The organism is Pseudomonas sp. FIP_A4, from assembly GCF_036701605.1.
Classification (GTDB): Bacteria; Pseudomonadota; Gammaproteobacteria; order Pseudomonadales; family Pseudomonadaceae; genus Stutzerimonas; species Stutzerimonas phenolilytica.
Genome location: NZ_JAYDXP010000119.1, coordinates 242,839 through 258,656 on the forward strand (window position 1 = coordinate 242,839; position 15,818 = coordinate 258,656).

11 protein-coding genes are annotated in these 15,818 nt (G+C 63.6%); 7 read left to right on the forward strand and 4 right to left on the reverse strand.

What is annotated here, in order from left to right:
* Positions 1–8: 8 nt before the first annotated feature.
* Positions 9–740, reverse strand: coding sequence for an SDR family NAD(P)-dependent oxidoreductase (locus U8L64_RS06330; protein WP_234302322.1), 732 nt, complete (start codon positions 738–740; stop codon positions 9–11).
* A gap of 222 nt (positions 741–962) precedes the next feature.
* Here U8L64_RS06330 and U8L64_RS06335 point away from each other — a divergent pair, with 222 nt between their 5' ends.
* The 5 genes from U8L64_RS06335 (at position 963) to U8L64_RS06355 (ending at position 6,831) form a co-directional block, all read left to right on the forward strand.
* Positions 963–2,291, forward strand: coding sequence for a spinster family MFS transporter (locus tag U8L64_RS06335; RefSeq protein WP_316957888.1), 1,329 nt, complete (start codon positions 963–965; stop codon positions 2,289–2,291).
* A 16-nt stretch (positions 2,292–2,307) separates the two neighbouring features.
* Positions 2,308–3,144, forward strand: coding sequence for an alpha/beta fold hydrolase (locus U8L64_RS06340; protein WP_077683236.1), 837 nt, complete (start codon positions 2,308–2,310; stop codon positions 3,142–3,144).
* 36 nt (positions 3,145–3,180) lie between these two features.
* Positions 3,181–5,310 (forward strand): oxidoreductase, encoded by a 2,130-nt coding sequence (locus U8L64_RS06345; protein WP_333394914.1) that lies wholly within the window; start codon positions 3,181–3,183, stop codon positions 5,308–5,310.
* Between the two features lie 442 nt (positions 5,311–5,752).
* On the forward strand, positions 5,753–6,235 hold the full coding sequence (locus U8L64_RS06350) for a carboxymuconolactone decarboxylase family protein (protein WP_333394916.1): 483 nt from the start codon (positions 5,753–5,755) through the stop codon (positions 6,233–6,235).
* Between the two features lie 146 nt (positions 6,236–6,381).
* Positions 6,382–6,831, forward strand: coding sequence for a carboxymuconolactone decarboxylase family protein (locus tag U8L64_RS06355; RefSeq protein WP_333394918.1), 450 nt, complete (start codon positions 6,382–6,384; stop codon positions 6,829–6,831).
* A gap of 77 nt (positions 6,832–6,908) precedes the next feature.
* On the opposite strand, the gene pdxR is transcribed toward U8L64_RS06355, so the two are convergent.
* Complete coding sequence (gene pdxR / locus U8L64_RS06360; protein ID WP_333394920.1) at positions 6,909–8,354, reverse strand: MocR-like pyridoxine biosynthesis transcription factor PdxR; 1,446 nt, start codon at positions 8,352–8,354, stop codon at positions 6,909–6,911.
* A 64-nt stretch (positions 8,355–8,418) separates the two neighbouring features.
* Here pdxR and U8L64_RS06365 point away from each other — a divergent pair, with 64 nt between their 5' ends.
* The gene (locus U8L64_RS06365; protein ID WP_333394921.1) at positions 8,419–8,901 is read left to right on the forward strand and encodes a GNAT family N-acetyltransferase; all 483 of its coding nucleotides are present in this window, start codon (positions 8,419–8,421) and stop codon (positions 8,899–8,901) included.
* A gap of 13 nt (positions 8,902–8,914) precedes the next feature.
* Entirely contained in the window at positions 8,915–9,595 is a 681-nt protein-coding gene (locus U8L64_RS06370; protein ID WP_333394923.1) for an FMN-dependent NADH-azoreductase, read from the forward strand.
* 213 nt (positions 9,596–9,808) lie between these two features.
* On the opposite strand, the gene U8L64_RS06375 is transcribed toward U8L64_RS06370, so the two are convergent.
* Together U8L64_RS06375 and U8L64_RS06380 are read right to left on the reverse strand one after the other, a co-directional pair.
* A complete protein-coding gene (locus U8L64_RS06375) occupies positions 9,809–12,082 on the reverse strand; it encodes a DUF262 domain-containing protein (RefSeq protein ID WP_333394925.1) in 2,274 nt (757 codons plus the stop codon).
* Position 12,083: 1 nt separating this feature from the next.
* Positions 12,084–15,620 (reverse strand): helicase-related protein, encoded by a 3,537-nt coding sequence (locus tag U8L64_RS06380; protein ID WP_333394927.1) that lies wholly within the window; start codon positions 15,618–15,620, stop codon positions 12,084–12,086.
* Positions 15,621–15,818: the final 198 nt, after the last annotated feature.

Sequence of the window (15,818 nt, forward strand, 5' to 3'; positions counted from 1 at the left end):
GCAACTCCTCAGATGAAGGCCATGCCGCCGTTGACGGCGACGTTCTGTCCGGTGATGAAGGTGGCGTCGTCGCTGGCGAGGAACGCCGCGACGCGGGCGATTTCCTCCGGCTGGCAGAGGCGTCCGAGCGGGATGGCCTTGACCATCGCGTCCATCCATTCGGAAGGGATACCGGCCATCATCGGCGTGTCGGTCGGGCCGGGTACCAGGGTGTTGACGCGGATGCCGCTGGCCGCCAGCTCGCGCGCTGTGCTGCGGGTCAGGCCCATGATCGCGGCCTTGCTCGCGCAGTAATGACTCGGCCCTTCGCCGGTCATGGCCGCGGTGCTGGCCAGGTTGACGATCACGCCGGAGCCGGCCTGGCTCATCAGGCGCGCGGCTTCACGGCTGCACAGGAAGGCGCCGGTGAGGTTCACACCGATCACGCGATTCCAGTTTTCCAGCGGGGTGTCGAGAAAGGCGTCGTGCGAGCCGATACCGGCATTGTTGACGAGGATGTCCAGCCGGCCCGATTCGGCGGCGATGCGCGCGAAGGCGTCAAGAACCGACTGCTCGTCGGCCACGTTGCAGTGCTGCACGCGGCCACGCTCGGCCAGGCCGGCCACCGTTTCTTCCAGCGCCTGGACGTTGATATCCGCCGCGTAGACGGTCGCGCCCTGCTCGGCGAAGTGCCGCACGATGGCGCGCCCCATGCCCTGCGCGGCGCCGGTCACCAGCGCGATCTTGCCTTCGAGTTTCATACCTGCTCCTCCTGTCAAAGGCCGTCGGCGTGGAGCCGGTCAAGCCCATTGCGTTGGAGCGGATGATTCATGCCGCAGAACTGTCGAACATCGTCCGTTGAGACTAACGAGTCATTTGCCGGACGCAGCGGCCCCGCGACTGGTCTGAACGGACGATGCCCGCGCGCGAAGCCTTGAACATCCTGTCCCGGTCCCTACAAGAACAAGACAGGAACGCCTACCGTGAGCAGCTCTCCGCAAGTCACCTGGCGTAGCCATTACGCCCTCTGCGTACTGGCCGTCATCTACGTCTGCAATTACATCGACCGCTACCTGGTCTCCATCCTCATCGAGCCGATCAAGCTCGAGTTCGGGGTTTCCGACACGGCGATCGGGCTGCTTACCGGGGTGGCGTTCGCGCTGTTCTACACGGTGTTCGGCTTGCCCATGGGACGGCTCGCCGACCGCATCGGACGCAAGCCGGTAGTGGCGCTGTCGTGCATCGCCTGGAGCCTGATGACCATGCTCTGTGGCGTGGCGACCAGCTTCGGCATGCTGCTGGCCTTCCGCATCCTGGTCGCCGTGGGCGAAGCCGGCGGCTCGGCGCCCTCGGTGGCGATGGTCTCGGACCTGTATCCGGCGCGCCTGCGCTCGCGAGCATTGTCGATCTTCATGATGGGCCCGCCGATCGGCATCGCGCTGGGCCTCGGCGCCGGCGGCTGGATCGCCGAGCATTACGGCTGGCGTTCCGCGTTCATCGTGATCGGCGCACCGGGCATCCTCATCGGCCTGCTGCTGGCCTTCACCGTCAGGGCACCACGCCCGGCCGGGCTGGCCTCGCCACAGGCACGCCAGGAGAGCTTCATGATGACGCTGCGCAGCATGCTCGGCGTCTCGTCGTACCGGCTGATTCTGGTCGCTGGCAGCCTGGCCGCCGTGGCGGGCAATGCCATCGGCACCTGGAACCCGAGTTTTCTCATCCGCTCGCACGGCCTGGGCATCCAGGAAGCGGGCTTTCTCATCGGTATCGTCGGCGGGCTGTGCGCCGCCATCGGCACCCTGACCTGTGGCTTTGTCACCGACCGACTGGCGGCCCGCGATTCCGGCTGGCAGGTCGGTGTCGCGGCGCTAGGCACGTTGATTAGCGTGCCACTGGGCCTGCTGTTCTTCCTCTGGCCGAACGGCGTTGCCTTTCACATTGCCGGTAACAGCGTACCGACCGCGTTCCTCTTCTACATGGGCTTCGCCTTCTTCGCGACCTGGTGGGCGACCCCCTGCTTCGGCGCCATGAGCGGGTTGTTTCCACCCGCGAAAGTCGCCCAGGCCACTGCGCTGTTCCTGATGGGAGTCACGCTGGTCGGAGTCGGATTGGGTCCGCTGGTGGTCGGCGGGCTGAGCGATATTTTCCGCGCCATGATCGGCGATCAGGCCCTGCGCTACGCCATGGCTAGCACCATCGCCCTGCTGCTTGTTCCCGTGATCTGCCTGTCTCTCGCGGTGCCTCGCTATCGCCGCCAGACCTTGGACACGCCCGCAGATCACACAGCCAAAGCCGACGCCGTAACCGCCTGACACAAGGAATTCCGCGATGACCGACCAAAGCCATGACCTGCCCCTGCCCACCGGCAAGTACGTCACCCTCAACACCGGCCTGACCCTGCACTACCTGGACATCGGCGAAGGCCCGATCGTGGTCTGGCTGCACGGCAGCGGCCCGGGCGCCAGCGGCTACAGCAACTTCAAGGGCAACTACCCGGTGTTCGAGCAGGCCGGCTATCGCAACATCATCGTCGACCTGCCCGGCTTCGGCCGATCCGACAAACCCGCCGACGCGCAATACAACCTCGACTTCTTCGTCCGCCACCTGAATGCGCTGCTTGAAGCGCTGGACATCGAGCGCTGCACCCTGCTCGGCAATTCGCTCGGCGGCGCGATTGCACTCGGCACCGCGCTGGCCCACCCGCAGCGCGCCGAAAAGCTGATCCTCATGGCGCCGGGCGGCGTCGAGGAGCGCGAGACCTACTTCCAGATGCAGGGTATCCAGCGCATGGTCCAAACCTACGCCGCCGGGCCCATGGGCATCGAGCAGATGCGCCATGTGATGGAGCTGCAGGTGTTCGTCCCCGCCAACCTGCCCGACTCGATACTGGCCGAGCGCGTGGCGGTGGCCGTGACCCAGCCGGCCAACCTGTTCAGCACCATGATGGTGCCGAACATGACCGAGCGGCTCGGCGAGCTGACCTGCCCGATCTTCGGTTTCTGGGGCAGCGACGACCTGTTCAACCCGCCGAGCGGCGTATTCAAGATCCTCAAACACGCGCGTAACGCCCGCTTCACCCTGCTCAACCGCTGCGGTCATTGGGTCCAGGTCGAGCATCCCGAGCTGTTCAACCGCCAGTGCCTCGAATTCCTCCAGGAAGCCTGAAGGCCGGTCGCCCCGCCCCATCGCAAGGAACGAAACATGCCCGACTATTCGCACCTGCTCTCGCCCGGCCGCCTGGGCAAGCTCGCGCTGCGCAACCGCATCGTCATGGCGCCGATGGGGTCGAACTTCGCCGAGGAAACCGGCCATTGCGGCGAACGCATCCAGGCCTACTACGAAGCTCGCGCCGCCGGTGGTGCGGGCCTGCTGATCATGGGCGTGTGCGCCGTGGCCTATCCGGCCGGTACCGCCGAGCCCTGGCAGGTCGGCGTCTCGCGTGATGATTTCATCCCCGGTCTGGCGCAGCTGGCCGAGCGCGTCCACAAGCACGGCGCGAAGATTGCCATGCAGCTGCAGCACGCCGGCAAGGTCTCGGTGCGCGACATGGCCGCCGGCCGCGAACTCTGGGTGCCGTCGATGCCCAGCCGGGTGAACAGCGACATCATGGCCGCGCTGACCGCCGAAGAGCTGGAGAACTTCGTCAGCTCCGCGCGCGGAATCGGCGGCGGCCCGCGCATCCGCGTGATGGACCGCGACGACATTGCGCAGATGGTCGAGTGGTTCGCCGCCGCCGCCGTACGCGCCCAGCAGGCCGGGTTCGATGGCGTGGAAATCCACGCCGCGCACAACTACATCATTGCCGGCTTTCTCTCGCCGTATCACAACCGGCGCGACGACGAGTACGGCGGCAGCCTGGAAAACCGCAGCCGCCTTCTTCGTGAAGTGCTGGCCGAAACCCGTCGCCGGGTGGGCGACGACTTCGGCGTCTGGCTGCGTCTCGATGCCTACGAGCTGCATACGCCCGGAGGCATCACCCTCGAAGAAACCTGCGAGGTCGCGCGCATGGCCGAGCGCCACGGCGCCGATGCCGTGTCGGTTTCGGCCTACGCGCAGGTCACCACCGGCACCGCCTTTACCGATGCGCCGCTGGTGCACAAGCCTGCCGCTTACCTGGATTGGGCTGCCGAGGTGCGCAAGGCGGTCAAGGTCCCCGTGATTGCCGTAGGCCGCCTGGAGCCCGACGTCGCCGACCGCGCCATCGGCGACGGCAAGTGCGAGTTCGTCGCCATGGCGCGCAAGCTGCTGGCCGACCCGGAATTGCCGAACAAGCTGGCCGCCGGCGACCCCGGCAGCATTCGCCCGTGCATCTACTGCTACACCTGCGTGAGCCAGATCTTCATCAATCGGCGGGTCAAGTGCGCGGTCAACGCCTTTACCGGCCACGAGCACGAGGCGGTCATCATGCCCGCCGCCGAGCCGCGACACATCGCCGTGGTCGGCGGTGGCCCGGCCGGGCTCGAGGCCGCGCGGATCGCCAGCCTGCGGGGACACAAGGTGACCCTACTCGAGCGCAGCGAACGGCTCGGCGGCACCCTGTTCTTCGCCGCCCTCGCCTACCACGAGAACGGCCGTCTGCTGGACAACCTGGTGCATCAGGTGCGCAGCCTGCCCATCGACGTGCGCCTTGGCACCGCCGCCACTCCGGAGCTGCTGAAATCGCTGGGCGTGGACGAAGTGCTGGTCGCCAGCGGTGCTCGCCGCTCCGCTCCGGCCATTCCCGGCGCCGAACTCAAGCATGTCTGGAGTGGCGACGAGCTGCGCCGGCTGATGACCGGCGACCGCGCCGAGGAAATCGCCAGGCAGAAGCTCTCGCTGACCCAACGCACCCTGATGAAAGCCGGCAGCCTCACCGGCGCCACGGACAGCACTGAAGCTATTCAATCGTTGTCGCGGCTGTGGATGCCGCTGGGCAAACGCATTGTCATCATCGGCGGCGGGCTGGTCGGGCTGGAGCTGGCGGAATTTCTCATCGAACGCGGGCGCCACGTCGTCGTGCTCGAGCCCGGCCCGCACCTGGGCCGCGAACTGGCGATCGTTCGCCGCTGGCGCGTACTCGACAACCTGCGCAGCCATGACGTGCCGCTCATCACCGGCGTCAGCGTCACCCGCATCGACGCCGGTGGCGTGGACTACCGCGACAGCAACGGCGACGCCCAGCGCCTGCCGGCCGACTCCGTCGTCATGGCCATGGGCGCCGAACCCGACGATAGCCTCGCCACCCAGCTCGAAGTCGCCGGCCTCTCGGTACAACGAATCGGCGACTGCGGCGAGCTCGGTTATATCGATGGCGCGATACACAGCGCGGCGGAGGTGGCGTTGAGGGTTTGAGGTAGGTGGATGAAAAAGAAAGCCCCGGCACGTTTGCCGGGGCTTTTTGTATGTAGCGCGAGGTGGTTGCAGCTGCTTTTTGCGGGTAACGGCGCTTGGCGGGTTTCGCCGATCGCCATCGGCGCTAACCGGCGCCTGCCGATTCGAAGCAGCCCTTGGTAAAGGACCGCATCCGCGCGAAACCTGGAGTCCTGCGAAGCCGCCTAGCCGACCTATAACAGGCACCGGCTATAGGCGGGGCGTGGAAAAACGAGGCCGCTGATCACGAATATCAGCTGAGTGGCAGATGCAGGCTGACCAGAACATGGCCCAGTTCAAACGCTCGGTCTTGGATCTGTGGAGCAGAGCCATCGGTGCGTAGAGTTCTCACACCACCGGGCCGCGGCGGTTCTGCAGCGCAGACGGGCCTGTTGTCCTCAACCCGACCGTGAGAAGAATGAACATGAGCCAACGCCTCGACTACTTCAAACTTTCGCCGCAGGCCTCGAACAAGCTGGTGGAGCTGTCCATGCTGCTCTCCAGCAAGACGCCGTTTCTTGCCGATCTTGCCCACTTGATCACGCTGCGCGCCTCCCAGATGAACGGCTGCGCGTTCTGCGTAGACATGCATGTCAAGGAAGCCAAGATTCATGGCGAGCGCGAGCTACGCCTGCACCACGTTGCGGTCTGGCGCGAGTCGCCGCTGTTTTCCCCGCGCGAACGCGCGGCCTTGGAATGGACCGAGGCTCTGACCCAGCTCGCGCCGCACGGGGTGTCGGACGCGGTCTACAGCGCGGTACGTGAGCAATTCTCGGAGCAGGAAATCTCTGACCTGTCCTTTCTGGTGGTCGCGATCAACGGCTGGAATCGTCTGAATGTGGCGGTGCGCGCAGTCCCAGGCACAGCCGACAAGGCGTTCGGTCTGGACAAGTCCAATCTCGCCTAGCGCGCTAACACCTCTTGCCGATCACCGCCCGGGGCGGTCGGCTGGCTTGCGGGTTGATCGTTGGTGGTCGGCTCCGACTTAAACGGGCAGGCCCGTAGCCCAATAGCGCGGGCAACAACTCCCTACTTCCCTCGAGAGGATCATTCATGACGCGTCCCAATTGGTTCCAAGTCTCTGCCGAAGGTGCACGGGCGCTAGGCGAGCTCCACACGTACGCCACAAGCGGGACGAACCTGCCCGACCAACTGGTTCACCTGGTTTTTCTCCGAGTCTCTCAGCTGAACGGCTGTGCGCACTGCATCGATATTCACACGCGTGACCTTATCAAGGGCGGCATGACGGTCGACAAGCTCGTGTTGGTACCGGTATGGGAAGAGGCTTCCTATCTGTTCTCGGAGCAGGAGCGTGCAGCTTTGGCATGGGCTGAAGAGGTCACGCTCGTCAGCGAAACGCATGCATCCGACGAAGCCTATGCCGCAGCCTTGGCCACCTTTGGGGAAAAGGATCTTGTCGAACTCACGATTGTGATCGCGACCATGAACGCCTTGAACCGCATGGGCATCAGCTTTCGAATGAAGCCGCTCGCCAAGGCTTGAGTGAAGGTGGAAGGCTGATGCTGCTTGCTCGCCATGGCGGGCTAGCGTTCGTGACGTCCCGTATGGCCTGATTGACGTTAGTGGCGCCCTCGGCACGCCAGGCGGACCAACTCGCCCAGTCTTTCCGCTTGTTCAGGTTGCGTGCAGTTGGTGAAGCTGGCCAGTATCGCCGGCCCCTGGGGGGCACCAACCCACCAGGGCGACAGAGGTTGTACCGCCATTCCTTCTTGCAGCAGCTGTTCAGCCAAGCGTCGATCCGACGTTTCAGGCGGCAGCCGTAACACCAGATGCATGCCACCAGGAGCGGGCTCGACCCGCACGCAGCCCTGCAAGCCTCTCTCTAGCGCAGCCATGGTTTGCGCGCGGCGCTCACTGTACAGCCGTCGCATGCGCTGGATGTGCCGGGCGAAATGTCCGTCACTCATGAACTGGGCGAGAATGGCTTGGGTCATCGCTGGCGCCGCGGCGGCGAAAAGCGCGCGCCCGACTCGCTCGAATGTCGCGACCTGCTCTTGTGGTACTACGAGGTACGCCAGCCGGATGCCCGGATACAGCACCTTGCTGAAGGTGCCGGCATAGAGCACACGTCCGTGCCGGTCCAGGCTGGCGAGTGCTGGCAGCGGGCGACTGACATAGCGGTATTCGCCGTCGTAATCGTCCTCCACCACCCACGCACCACGCTGCGCAGCCCATTCGAGCAGGGCTTGCCGGCGTGGTAAGGACAACGTCATGGACAACGGGCTTTGATGCGCGGGCGTCACCACAGCCAAGCGCGCATCCCGATAGCGCTCAATGGCCAAGTCCACGTCCAGGCCATGCCTGTCTACCGCCACGGGTAGAGGCTCAATGCCGAACTGTCGCAGGACCTGACGAGCCGGCGGATAGCCTGGGTTTTCCACCCAAGCCCGATCACCCCGCGCGAGCAGTGCTTGCAGCACGAACATCAGGCTGTGCCGCCACCCCGTTGTGATGAACACCTGATGCGCGCCGCAATCGATGCCGCGCGCTACCTGCAGATAGGATGCTATCGCGCTGCGCAGCGCCGGTAGCCCGTGCGGCGCCGGGTAATCCATATCCAGGCTGCGCATGCTTCGCAGGTAACTCGCGCCGAGGCGCGCCCAAATCTTGCGCGGAAAGGCATCCAACGCGGGCACGCCCAACTGAAAGGGCAACAGCTGCGGCGGGCGCCACAGCATGTCCGGGTCACTTGCGATGGCGTTCACGTCGGCCACGGGAGGTCCCGCGGGGGCCGTGCTGCGGCGCAGATCGGGATTCACAATGGTCCCCGCCTGCCCCCGCGTCAGCAAATAACCTTCACCCACCAGTGTCGAATAGGCGAGTTCGACGGTGCCGCGGGCGACGCCGAGCTCCTTGGCCAACGCGCGAGCCGAAGGTATGCGGTCGCCAGGCGCAAGCGACCCACTGGCAATGGCTGCTCGCACCCGGTCGTAGAGCTGCCGGTAGAGCGGCGCGCTATCTGCCGTATTGGCGGCGGTGAGGGCATCTGAAAACGGATTGTTCATGGCCTAGCTGGAATGTCCGATCTTGGTTCAATGCAGTGTGGCAGCTCGGGCCTAGCATGGCTTCATGACCCACACCAATCATCAGCACCTGCCTAACCTATTGGACTTGGCCGATTCGGCGCTACGTCCCCTCGACGGTCTGGCGGACCTGCGCCTGGCTCATCCCTTGCTCTGCCATCGCCATCCGCATTTGGCAAACGCAGTGGACGCGATGGCGCGGATCGGGCGCCTGCAGGGGCAAGGGTATCGTTTGATCGGCGCGTTCGACGGTAATCGCCTGGCCGCCGTTGCCGGCTATCGCTTTCAGGAAAACCTGCTGTTTGGCCGGTTCCTCAGCCTAGAGGATCTGATAACGGCTGACACCCACCAAGGTGCTGACTGGAGTTGCCGACTCCTACTGGGACTTGAACGACTCGCCCGCGCCGAGGGCTACCTGTGCCTGGTCGTGGAGCACCACGGTGGCCAACCCGGCGCAGAAGGCCGTTACCGTCGCAGCGGACTCATCCCCTCATCGATTCGCTACAGCAAACCGCTGATTACTGACTGACAGGAGCCATCCGATGTGCCCTTCCAACACCCTAAGTGTGCTTCGCCTGATTGCCAGCCCACGCGGCGCCGAGTCCGAGAGCTTGCGCCTGTCTCATCAGGTACTCGACGGCATTGCACGCCAGTCAGGGGAGAGACCGCTTAGCGTGACGGACCTGGACTTGAATACGCTGGCCCACGTCGACGGCAGTTATGCGCGAGTACTTGCCGGCTCGGCAGATATGGACCCGTCCCAGCCGGCGAGCAGCCTTCAGCGCTCCGACAATTTGATCCACCAATTGGATAAGGCCGATGTGCTGGTCATCGCAACACCGATGCACAACTACGGTGTGCCTTCCGTCCTCAAAGCCTGGATCGATCACATCGTACGCATCCGGGTGACCTTCAACAGCACGCCGCAAGGCAAAGTCGGCCTGCTACGCGACCGCCCGGTTTATGGCGCGATCTCATCGGGCGGACTCATCACCGGGGATCGGGCGCGCCAACCCGACTTCCTGCGGCCGTATCTGAAAGCGGCGCTCGCGACGGTTGGGCTGAACCATCCACAGTTCTTTACGGTTGAAGGCACGGCTAGAGGCGACGTGGAGCTGGCAGCCGCGCGCCAAAAAGCAGAAGAACACGTGATCGAGTTCTTCTCCGCAAGGCCTCTGGGGCACGCGAACTCCGGCGCTCGATCCTTCAGCGTGATTCATTAATAGGCACAACGAATCGGCGACTCGACTATATCGACGGCGCGCTGCGCCGCGCGGCGGAAGTGGCGTTCAGGGTGTGAGGTGAGTGAACGAGGAATCGAGCCCCAATGAGTTTACGGGCTCTTTTGCTCTGTCGTAATCGAACACGACCTTTCCGCACTCTCCACTAATCCGCCTGTCAGCAGCTGATATCCATAAACAACTACCGCTCGCTCCTTAACCGTTCAAGCAGAGAGTGGGGCTGGATATTGGCTGCGCGAGGTCGGCAAGCAAATTGAAAAGTCGCTTACCCAGCAAGTGCCTGCGTTCGCTTACCCACTCCGGGATGCGTTCCAGACGGTAAAGATCGATATCGCTTGGCAGGCAATGGCTGTGCATAAACTCTGGCGCCAAGGTCTGCGCCCACTGCTCGAATGGCATGGCGTAGTAATGCTCTTGCTCTGCAGCACTTAGCGCCACGCCGAGGATCAACTTGTTGGCAAAGCCCTGCAGCACCGGCACCATTGCCTCGCTAACACCGGCGCGGCGCAGTTCATCCGGCAGGAAATGGCGGCTCTGCACCAGCGGTAGTGCACGTCGCTGCAGGTTGGGGAGATCGTCGGCATACAGCAGCGAGAGCAGCAACTCGGCCTGCGGCTGCTGGTCCAGCGTAGTGCCGCACCAGCGAGCCAACGCGTCTTGGCCGAAATCGATAGGCCGGCCCATGCCGCGAAAGGCCTCAGCAATCGCCTCCCAGGGAAAAGCCTCCTCGCTGCGCAGAGCGCGGCGCACGGCGTTGCGGTACACCTTGAAGGTGTTGTTCGTCTGCAGACCGAGCAGGCCTTGGAAGCCGATCAGGATGATCCAGCGGCGGATGCGCTGGCGATCCTCGGCGCTGAGCTGCAGCTCGCCCGGCTGCGGGTTGCTCTTGTGCACGTAATAGGCCACTAGCATCAGCACGTTGATGCCACTGAGGCGTTCGCCATAGAGGCCATGGTCGCGCAGGAAGCGCGCCGAGAAGCGCAGCACTTCCTTGACCCGCTCCCAGCTCTGCTCCAGCAGGCGGATGTTGCTGGGAATGAAGTTCTGCACCTTGATGGCGAAGTCGAGATCGTTGAGGAACAACGCAGTACGCAGAACGAACTCGCGGTTGATGGCACGCTTGGGGCTGAGGATGGCGGTGAGGTCGTCGATGAGGACTTCGGTTTCCTCACGGGCGTTGAATTGCTCCCAGCGCAGCGTGATCACCGACATCAGCAGGTCGCTGCGGCTCAGCGGCGAACCGCCGCTGTTGGCGCGGATGAAGATGTCCAACACGCGGTCGTAGGAAGCGCTGCACTCAGTGAAGTAGGCCAGCGCATTGTCGCGCCAGACGGCCTGCCAGAGCCGGCCGAGGTTGGCACGAGCGATGACGCGGCGGCTGTCGTCCAGGTTGAGGTTGGCATCCACCCAGTTGCGCAGCATCTGCTCCAGTTCGACCTCGCTCTTGGCGGCGAGGATCAGACCGACCTCGAACCACAGCTCGCCGGCCTTGTTCTGCGGGCGCTGGTCGTGGTCGAAGAAGGCGAAGCGGTAATGCTCGGCAATCGGGCTGACGTCGTCGTCCTCGCCTTCCTCCTCGACTTCCGGAGACTGGGCCAGGTCGATGAACAGGATCTTCTCGTCCCAGGCATCATCCGATTTCTTGCGCTTGTGCTTCTGCTTGACGGTGTAGGAGCCCTTGAGGCCGATGAGCAGCGAGGTCAGGCGCTGCTGGCCGTCGAGCACCAGGGTAACCGGCTGGCCGGGCTGCAGCTCGGCCTTGTCGTTGTGAATCGAGCCATGACGGAAGTCGCTGATGAAGCTGTAGATCTCCCAGTCGTCCTGGCTGCCCTCGGGCAGATCCCAGAACATCAGCGCGCCAATCGGGTAGCCGCGCATGATGGAGTCGAACAGCCCGGTGATCTGTTCCGGCGACCACACATAGGGGCGCTGGATGGCCGGAATGAACAGGTTGCGGTTAATGCGGTCGAGGGTATCGGCAATGGTAGTGATCTGGTAGCCCATGATGCTTCCTTGTTCTGGTTGCGCTAATGCGGGCTGCCCGGTCGTCACCGGCTGGACAAGCTGCAGTGGCGCGACGACCTCCGGTTGGGCAACAGCCGGAAGCTCGACCACGGCAACCGCCAGGGGCGACTGGGCATACCAACGCAAGAACGCCTCGAACTGGTCGAGGCGATCAAATATCCAGTAATGCACGGCGTGGCCCACCCGCAGGCGCGGACAGTTCTTGCCGTTGAGGTTGGAGTTGCGTGACTTCTCCGCCGGATAGTGGCGCTCCGGCGAGGCCGGCGCATCGGCCAGGGAAACTGCCTCGCTCCAGCAGTAGATGCCGTCGCGCTCCCTCTCCAGGGCCAGCTCGCGGCCCTGCCGGGTACGGAAGCCGGCGATGTAGTGGGTCGGCGAGGCGATACGGGCAAAATGCTCTGCGCAGAAGGCCTCGGCCTGCCGGGCCAGGTTCGCGAGCGTCATTTCACAGGGACTCCGCCGGGCTGAGGGCACGCGCCAGCAACAGGTTGAGATCGAGGTTCTTGCTGGTTTCCGCCCAGTCCGGCTCCTGGCTGAAGGGATTGCGCACGTAGTACGGTCCTTCGAAGCTGTCGTCTTCGCCAACCAGCACGATGGCGAGGATGAATTTGTCCGCCTGGTTGAGGCCGTAGATGATCTCGTTGCGGGTCACGGTGATGGTGCCCTGGCCCTTGGCACGGCCCTTCACCTCGATGTGCCGGGCATTGGGCAGGAAGTGTTCCTGGCGCGGTGGCTGGGAGGTGATGTCCCAGCCGCACTTGTCGGCGGAAACGTCGCGGATGCTGTGACCCAAGGCCTCCTCGGCCGCGATCACCGCTTGCATGGCCAGTCGCTCGATGCGGGCACGCGCTGCGGCATCGGCACAGAAGGTTGTCTCGCCCTTGCGCTGCGCCAGCAGCCCGCGCGGGATCACCAGGGCGCCGCCGATGACCACCGGGGTGCTGGAAACCACGCTGCGCATGGCCTCTAGTTCCTTCTCGCGCTGTTGCAGACGGGCGGTGAGCTCCTCTGCGGTGCGGCGGGCGTTCTCCGGCTGCATGCGCGGCTGCTTGCCGGCCTGTACCTCATCGCTGAGCTTGAAGTAGCGATCCGACCAGAAGTCGATTTCCTTGATCAGACGCTCACGCACTGCCGCGTGAATCTTGTCAGCCTGCTGCACCAGGCGGCCCTTGACCTCGGCGTAGTGCGACGGCACCAGATGCTGGGAGGCGTGGTTGAGAGCCAGGGCTTCCAGATCCTGGGTGATCCAGCTGGCGTTGAGGATGTCCTGCACCAGATAGTGGTCGGTCGGGTCGAGGGCTTGCATGTCGAGATGCGGCGCACAACCGGCATTGACGGCCTCGCCCTTGCTGTCGATGGCCACGAACTGCAGGCGGCGGGAAACGGTCTTCTGCTTCTCACCCATACCCTCGCGCAGGCTGTGGTCGAGCAAGAACAGCACGCGCGGCTCGATGCCATCGTCGTTCGGGTCGACCAGAATCGCACCCTGCTTGAGCTTAGCGCGGAAGGCACCGAGGATCATGTCGGTGCTGGCGCGCATCAGTGGGTGGCCGGGGTGGATCAGGTCGGCCATCGGCTTGCCGTCCTGACGAATCAGATGCTTCTCGAAGCAGATGCGCTCGTACTTGCGCAGCACCGGAGTGCGCGTCTCACCAATCAGGCGATCACGCTCGCGCAGGTCGGCGGGGACATGGCGAATCTCATAGCGCCCTTCCTCGAGCTGCTTCATCTTGCCGCCCAGGTGACGGAACGCCTCGCTGAAGAAGGCGCGAATGAAGTAGGGCTGCAGCTTGCGCGCCTGGGCCTTGTCCATTTCCTCCTTAACCGCGTACAGCTCATCCATGCCCATGTGCTGCTCAACCAACGCATTGCGGCGCATGATGGCCTTGAGGTGCTCGGTATCCAGCGCCCCTTCGATGGCCTGATCGAGCTTGGCCTTGGTTTCCGGCAGCTCGCCGTAGCGGATAGCCTCGATCAGCAGATCCTTGAGCGACTTGTTCTCGAAGGCTTCGCCGAGAATGTCGAAGACCCGACCTCCCAAGGCGGCGCGCTCGATTTCGAGCTTTTCGAGCAGCTTCTTGAAGACCTCGCCCTCACGGGTTTCGCAGGCCACCAGGTTCCACAGGTGACAGACCTCGGTCTGGCCGATACGGTGAATACGGCCGAAACGCTGCTCCAGACGGTTGGGGTTCCAGGGCAGGTCATAGTTGACCATGAGATTGGCGTTTTGCAGGTTCACTCCTTCCCCTGCCGCATCGGTAGCAATCAGCACCAGCACTTCGGGGTTGTAGCGGAACTCTTCCTGCACCCTGCGGCGGTCATCGCGATTGGTGCCGCCGTGGATGGTCACCACGGCCTCAGCCTTGCCGAGGATGTCGCGAATGCGGGCAACCAGGTAATTCAGGGTGTCGCGGTGCTCGGTGAAGATGATCAGCTTACGGCGGTTGCCGGTGGCTGTGAACATTTCCGGGCGATCCTGCAGCAGGCCGGACAGCTCCTCCCACTTGCGGTCATTGCCGGAGCTGACCAGATCCATAGCACGCTGCTCCAGATCGCGCAGGATGAGGATTTCCGCCTCCAACTCGGGGATGGTCGCGGCGGCCGTGGCCTGATCAACCACCTGCTCGGCGTAGAGCTCGTACTCTTCCGGACTAAGCTCGTCTTCCAGTTCGTCGAGGTTGTCCGGCAAGTCGAGCTGCTTGGTCACCACATAGTTGCCAATCGTCTGGGCGACGCCGGGCTGCATGCCTCGCGCAGCGAGCTTCATCTCATCCAGACGCTGCTCCAGCTTCTTGCGACGACGTTGCAGCGACTTGAAGATGGCCTCGGGACTGGAAGCCAAGCGACGCTGTAACTGGGTGAGCGCAAAGCCCACAGTGCCCTTGCGCTTGCCGTCCAGCAGGCGCTCCGCGCGGTTCATCTCGTTGCGGACATAGTCGGTGACCTCGTTGTAGAGGTCAGCTTCCATCCAGGACAGCTCGTAGTTGGCGGTGTAGGCGCGGCGCTCGGGGAATAGCGGCTTGCCGTCGAACTTGAGCAGCTCCTCCTTGACCATACGGCGCATCATGTCGCTGATGTCGACCTTGTGCGCCCCCTCGCGGAACTTGCCGTAGAAGCGGTCGCCATCGAGCAGGGACATGAACAGCTGGAAGTCCTCTTCTTTGCCGTTGTGCGGCGTCGCGGTCATCAGCAGGAAGTGGCGGCACAAGCCGCCGAGCAGCTCACCGAGCCTGAAGCGCTGGGTCTTGTTGACCTTCTGCCCGAAGTAGTTGGCCGACATCTTGTGGGCTTCGTCGACGACGATTACGTCCCAGGAGGTGGCCTGCAGCTTCTGCTGGTATGCCTCGTTGCGCGAGAGCTGGTCCAGGCGGGCGATGATCAGGTCCTGATCCTCGAAGTAGTTGCCGGACGGGCTCTGCTCCATCTTCTCGCGGCTGAATATCTCGAACTGGACGCCGAACTTTTCCAGCAGTTCGTCCTGCCATTGCTCGGTCAGGGAGCCAGGAGACACGATCAGCACGCGCTTGGCGTCCGCACGCATCAGGAGTTCACGGATCAGCAGGCCGGCCATGATGGTCTTGCCGGCTCCGGGATCATCGGCCAGGACGAAGCGCAGCGGCTGACGCTGCAGCATGAACTCATAGACAGCGGAAATCTGGTGCGGCAAGGGTTCGACGTTGGAGGTATGCACCGCCATCATCGGGTCGAACAGGTGGGCCAGCTGGATACGCAGCGCTTCCAGGCCGAGCTTGAACTCCTCGGCAGACGCATCGAACGCCCAAGGCCGCCCGGTCTCCGCCAGTTCCAGGCGCGCCTCGTCGGTACGGAAGAGCATCTGCTCCCCCAGGCGCCCCTGATTGGTCTTATAGATGACGGTGACGGCATGCTCGCCGACGCGCTCTACCGAGACGATGCGAACGATCTCTTCTGGCTCAATGCCGCGAGTCAGGGCGTCTTTTTTTATGTCTTCCAGCTTGACCATACAGAGTTTCTCTAAGGCAAGCGTGTATAACCGACTTGACGGAACATTTAGGCCGTCAAACCTTGCATAAACGAATGCTGGATAACTTGGCCGCCCGGGATGATGCGGACCGATACTATATTACGACGATGTTATTCTGCCATCACCCCATAACTTGGCTGTAAACCGTTTTAGTTTCAACTTCTTCTGGAATGCAGC

Bases quoted from the DNA above. Each gene is read 5' to 3' on its own strand.
- U8L64_RS06340 (WP_077683236.1), top strand. From the start codon at position 2,308: ATGACCGACCAAAGCCATGACCTGCCCCTGCCCACCGGCAAGTACGTC.
- U8L64_RS06350 (WP_333394916.1), top strand. From the start codon at position 5,753: ATGAGCCAACGCCTCGACTACTTCAAACTTTCGCCGCAGGCCTCGAAC.
- U8L64_RS06330 (WP_234302322.1), bottom strand. From the start codon at position 740: ATGAAACTCGAAGGCAAGATCGCGCTGGTGACCGGCGCCGCGCAGGGC.
- pdxR (WP_333394920.1), bottom strand. From the start codon at position 8,354: ATGAACAATCCGTTTTCAGATGCCCTCACCGCCGCCAATACGGCAGAT.
- U8L64_RS06365 (WP_333394921.1), top strand. From the start codon at position 8,419: ATGACCCACACCAATCATCAGCACCTGCCTAACCTATTGGACTTGGCC.
- U8L64_RS06370 (WP_333394923.1), top strand. From the start codon at position 8,915: ATGTGCCCTTCCAACACCCTAAGTGTGCTTCGCCTGATTGCCAGCCCA.
- U8L64_RS06355 (WP_333394918.1), top strand. From the start codon at position 6,382: ATGACGCGTCCCAATTGGTTCCAAGTCTCTGCCGAAGGTGCACGGGCG.
- U8L64_RS06375 (WP_333394925.1), bottom strand. From the start codon at position 12,082: ATGACGCTCGCGAACCTGGCCCGGCAGGCCGAGGCCTTCTGCGCAGAG.
- U8L64_RS06380 (WP_333394927.1), bottom strand. From the start codon at position 15,620: ATGGTCAAGCTGGAAGACATAAAAAAAGACGCCCTGACTCGCGGCATT.
- U8L64_RS06345 (WP_333394914.1), top strand. From the start codon at position 3,181: ATGCCCGACTATTCGCACCTGCTCTCGCCCGGCCGCCTGGGCAAGCTC.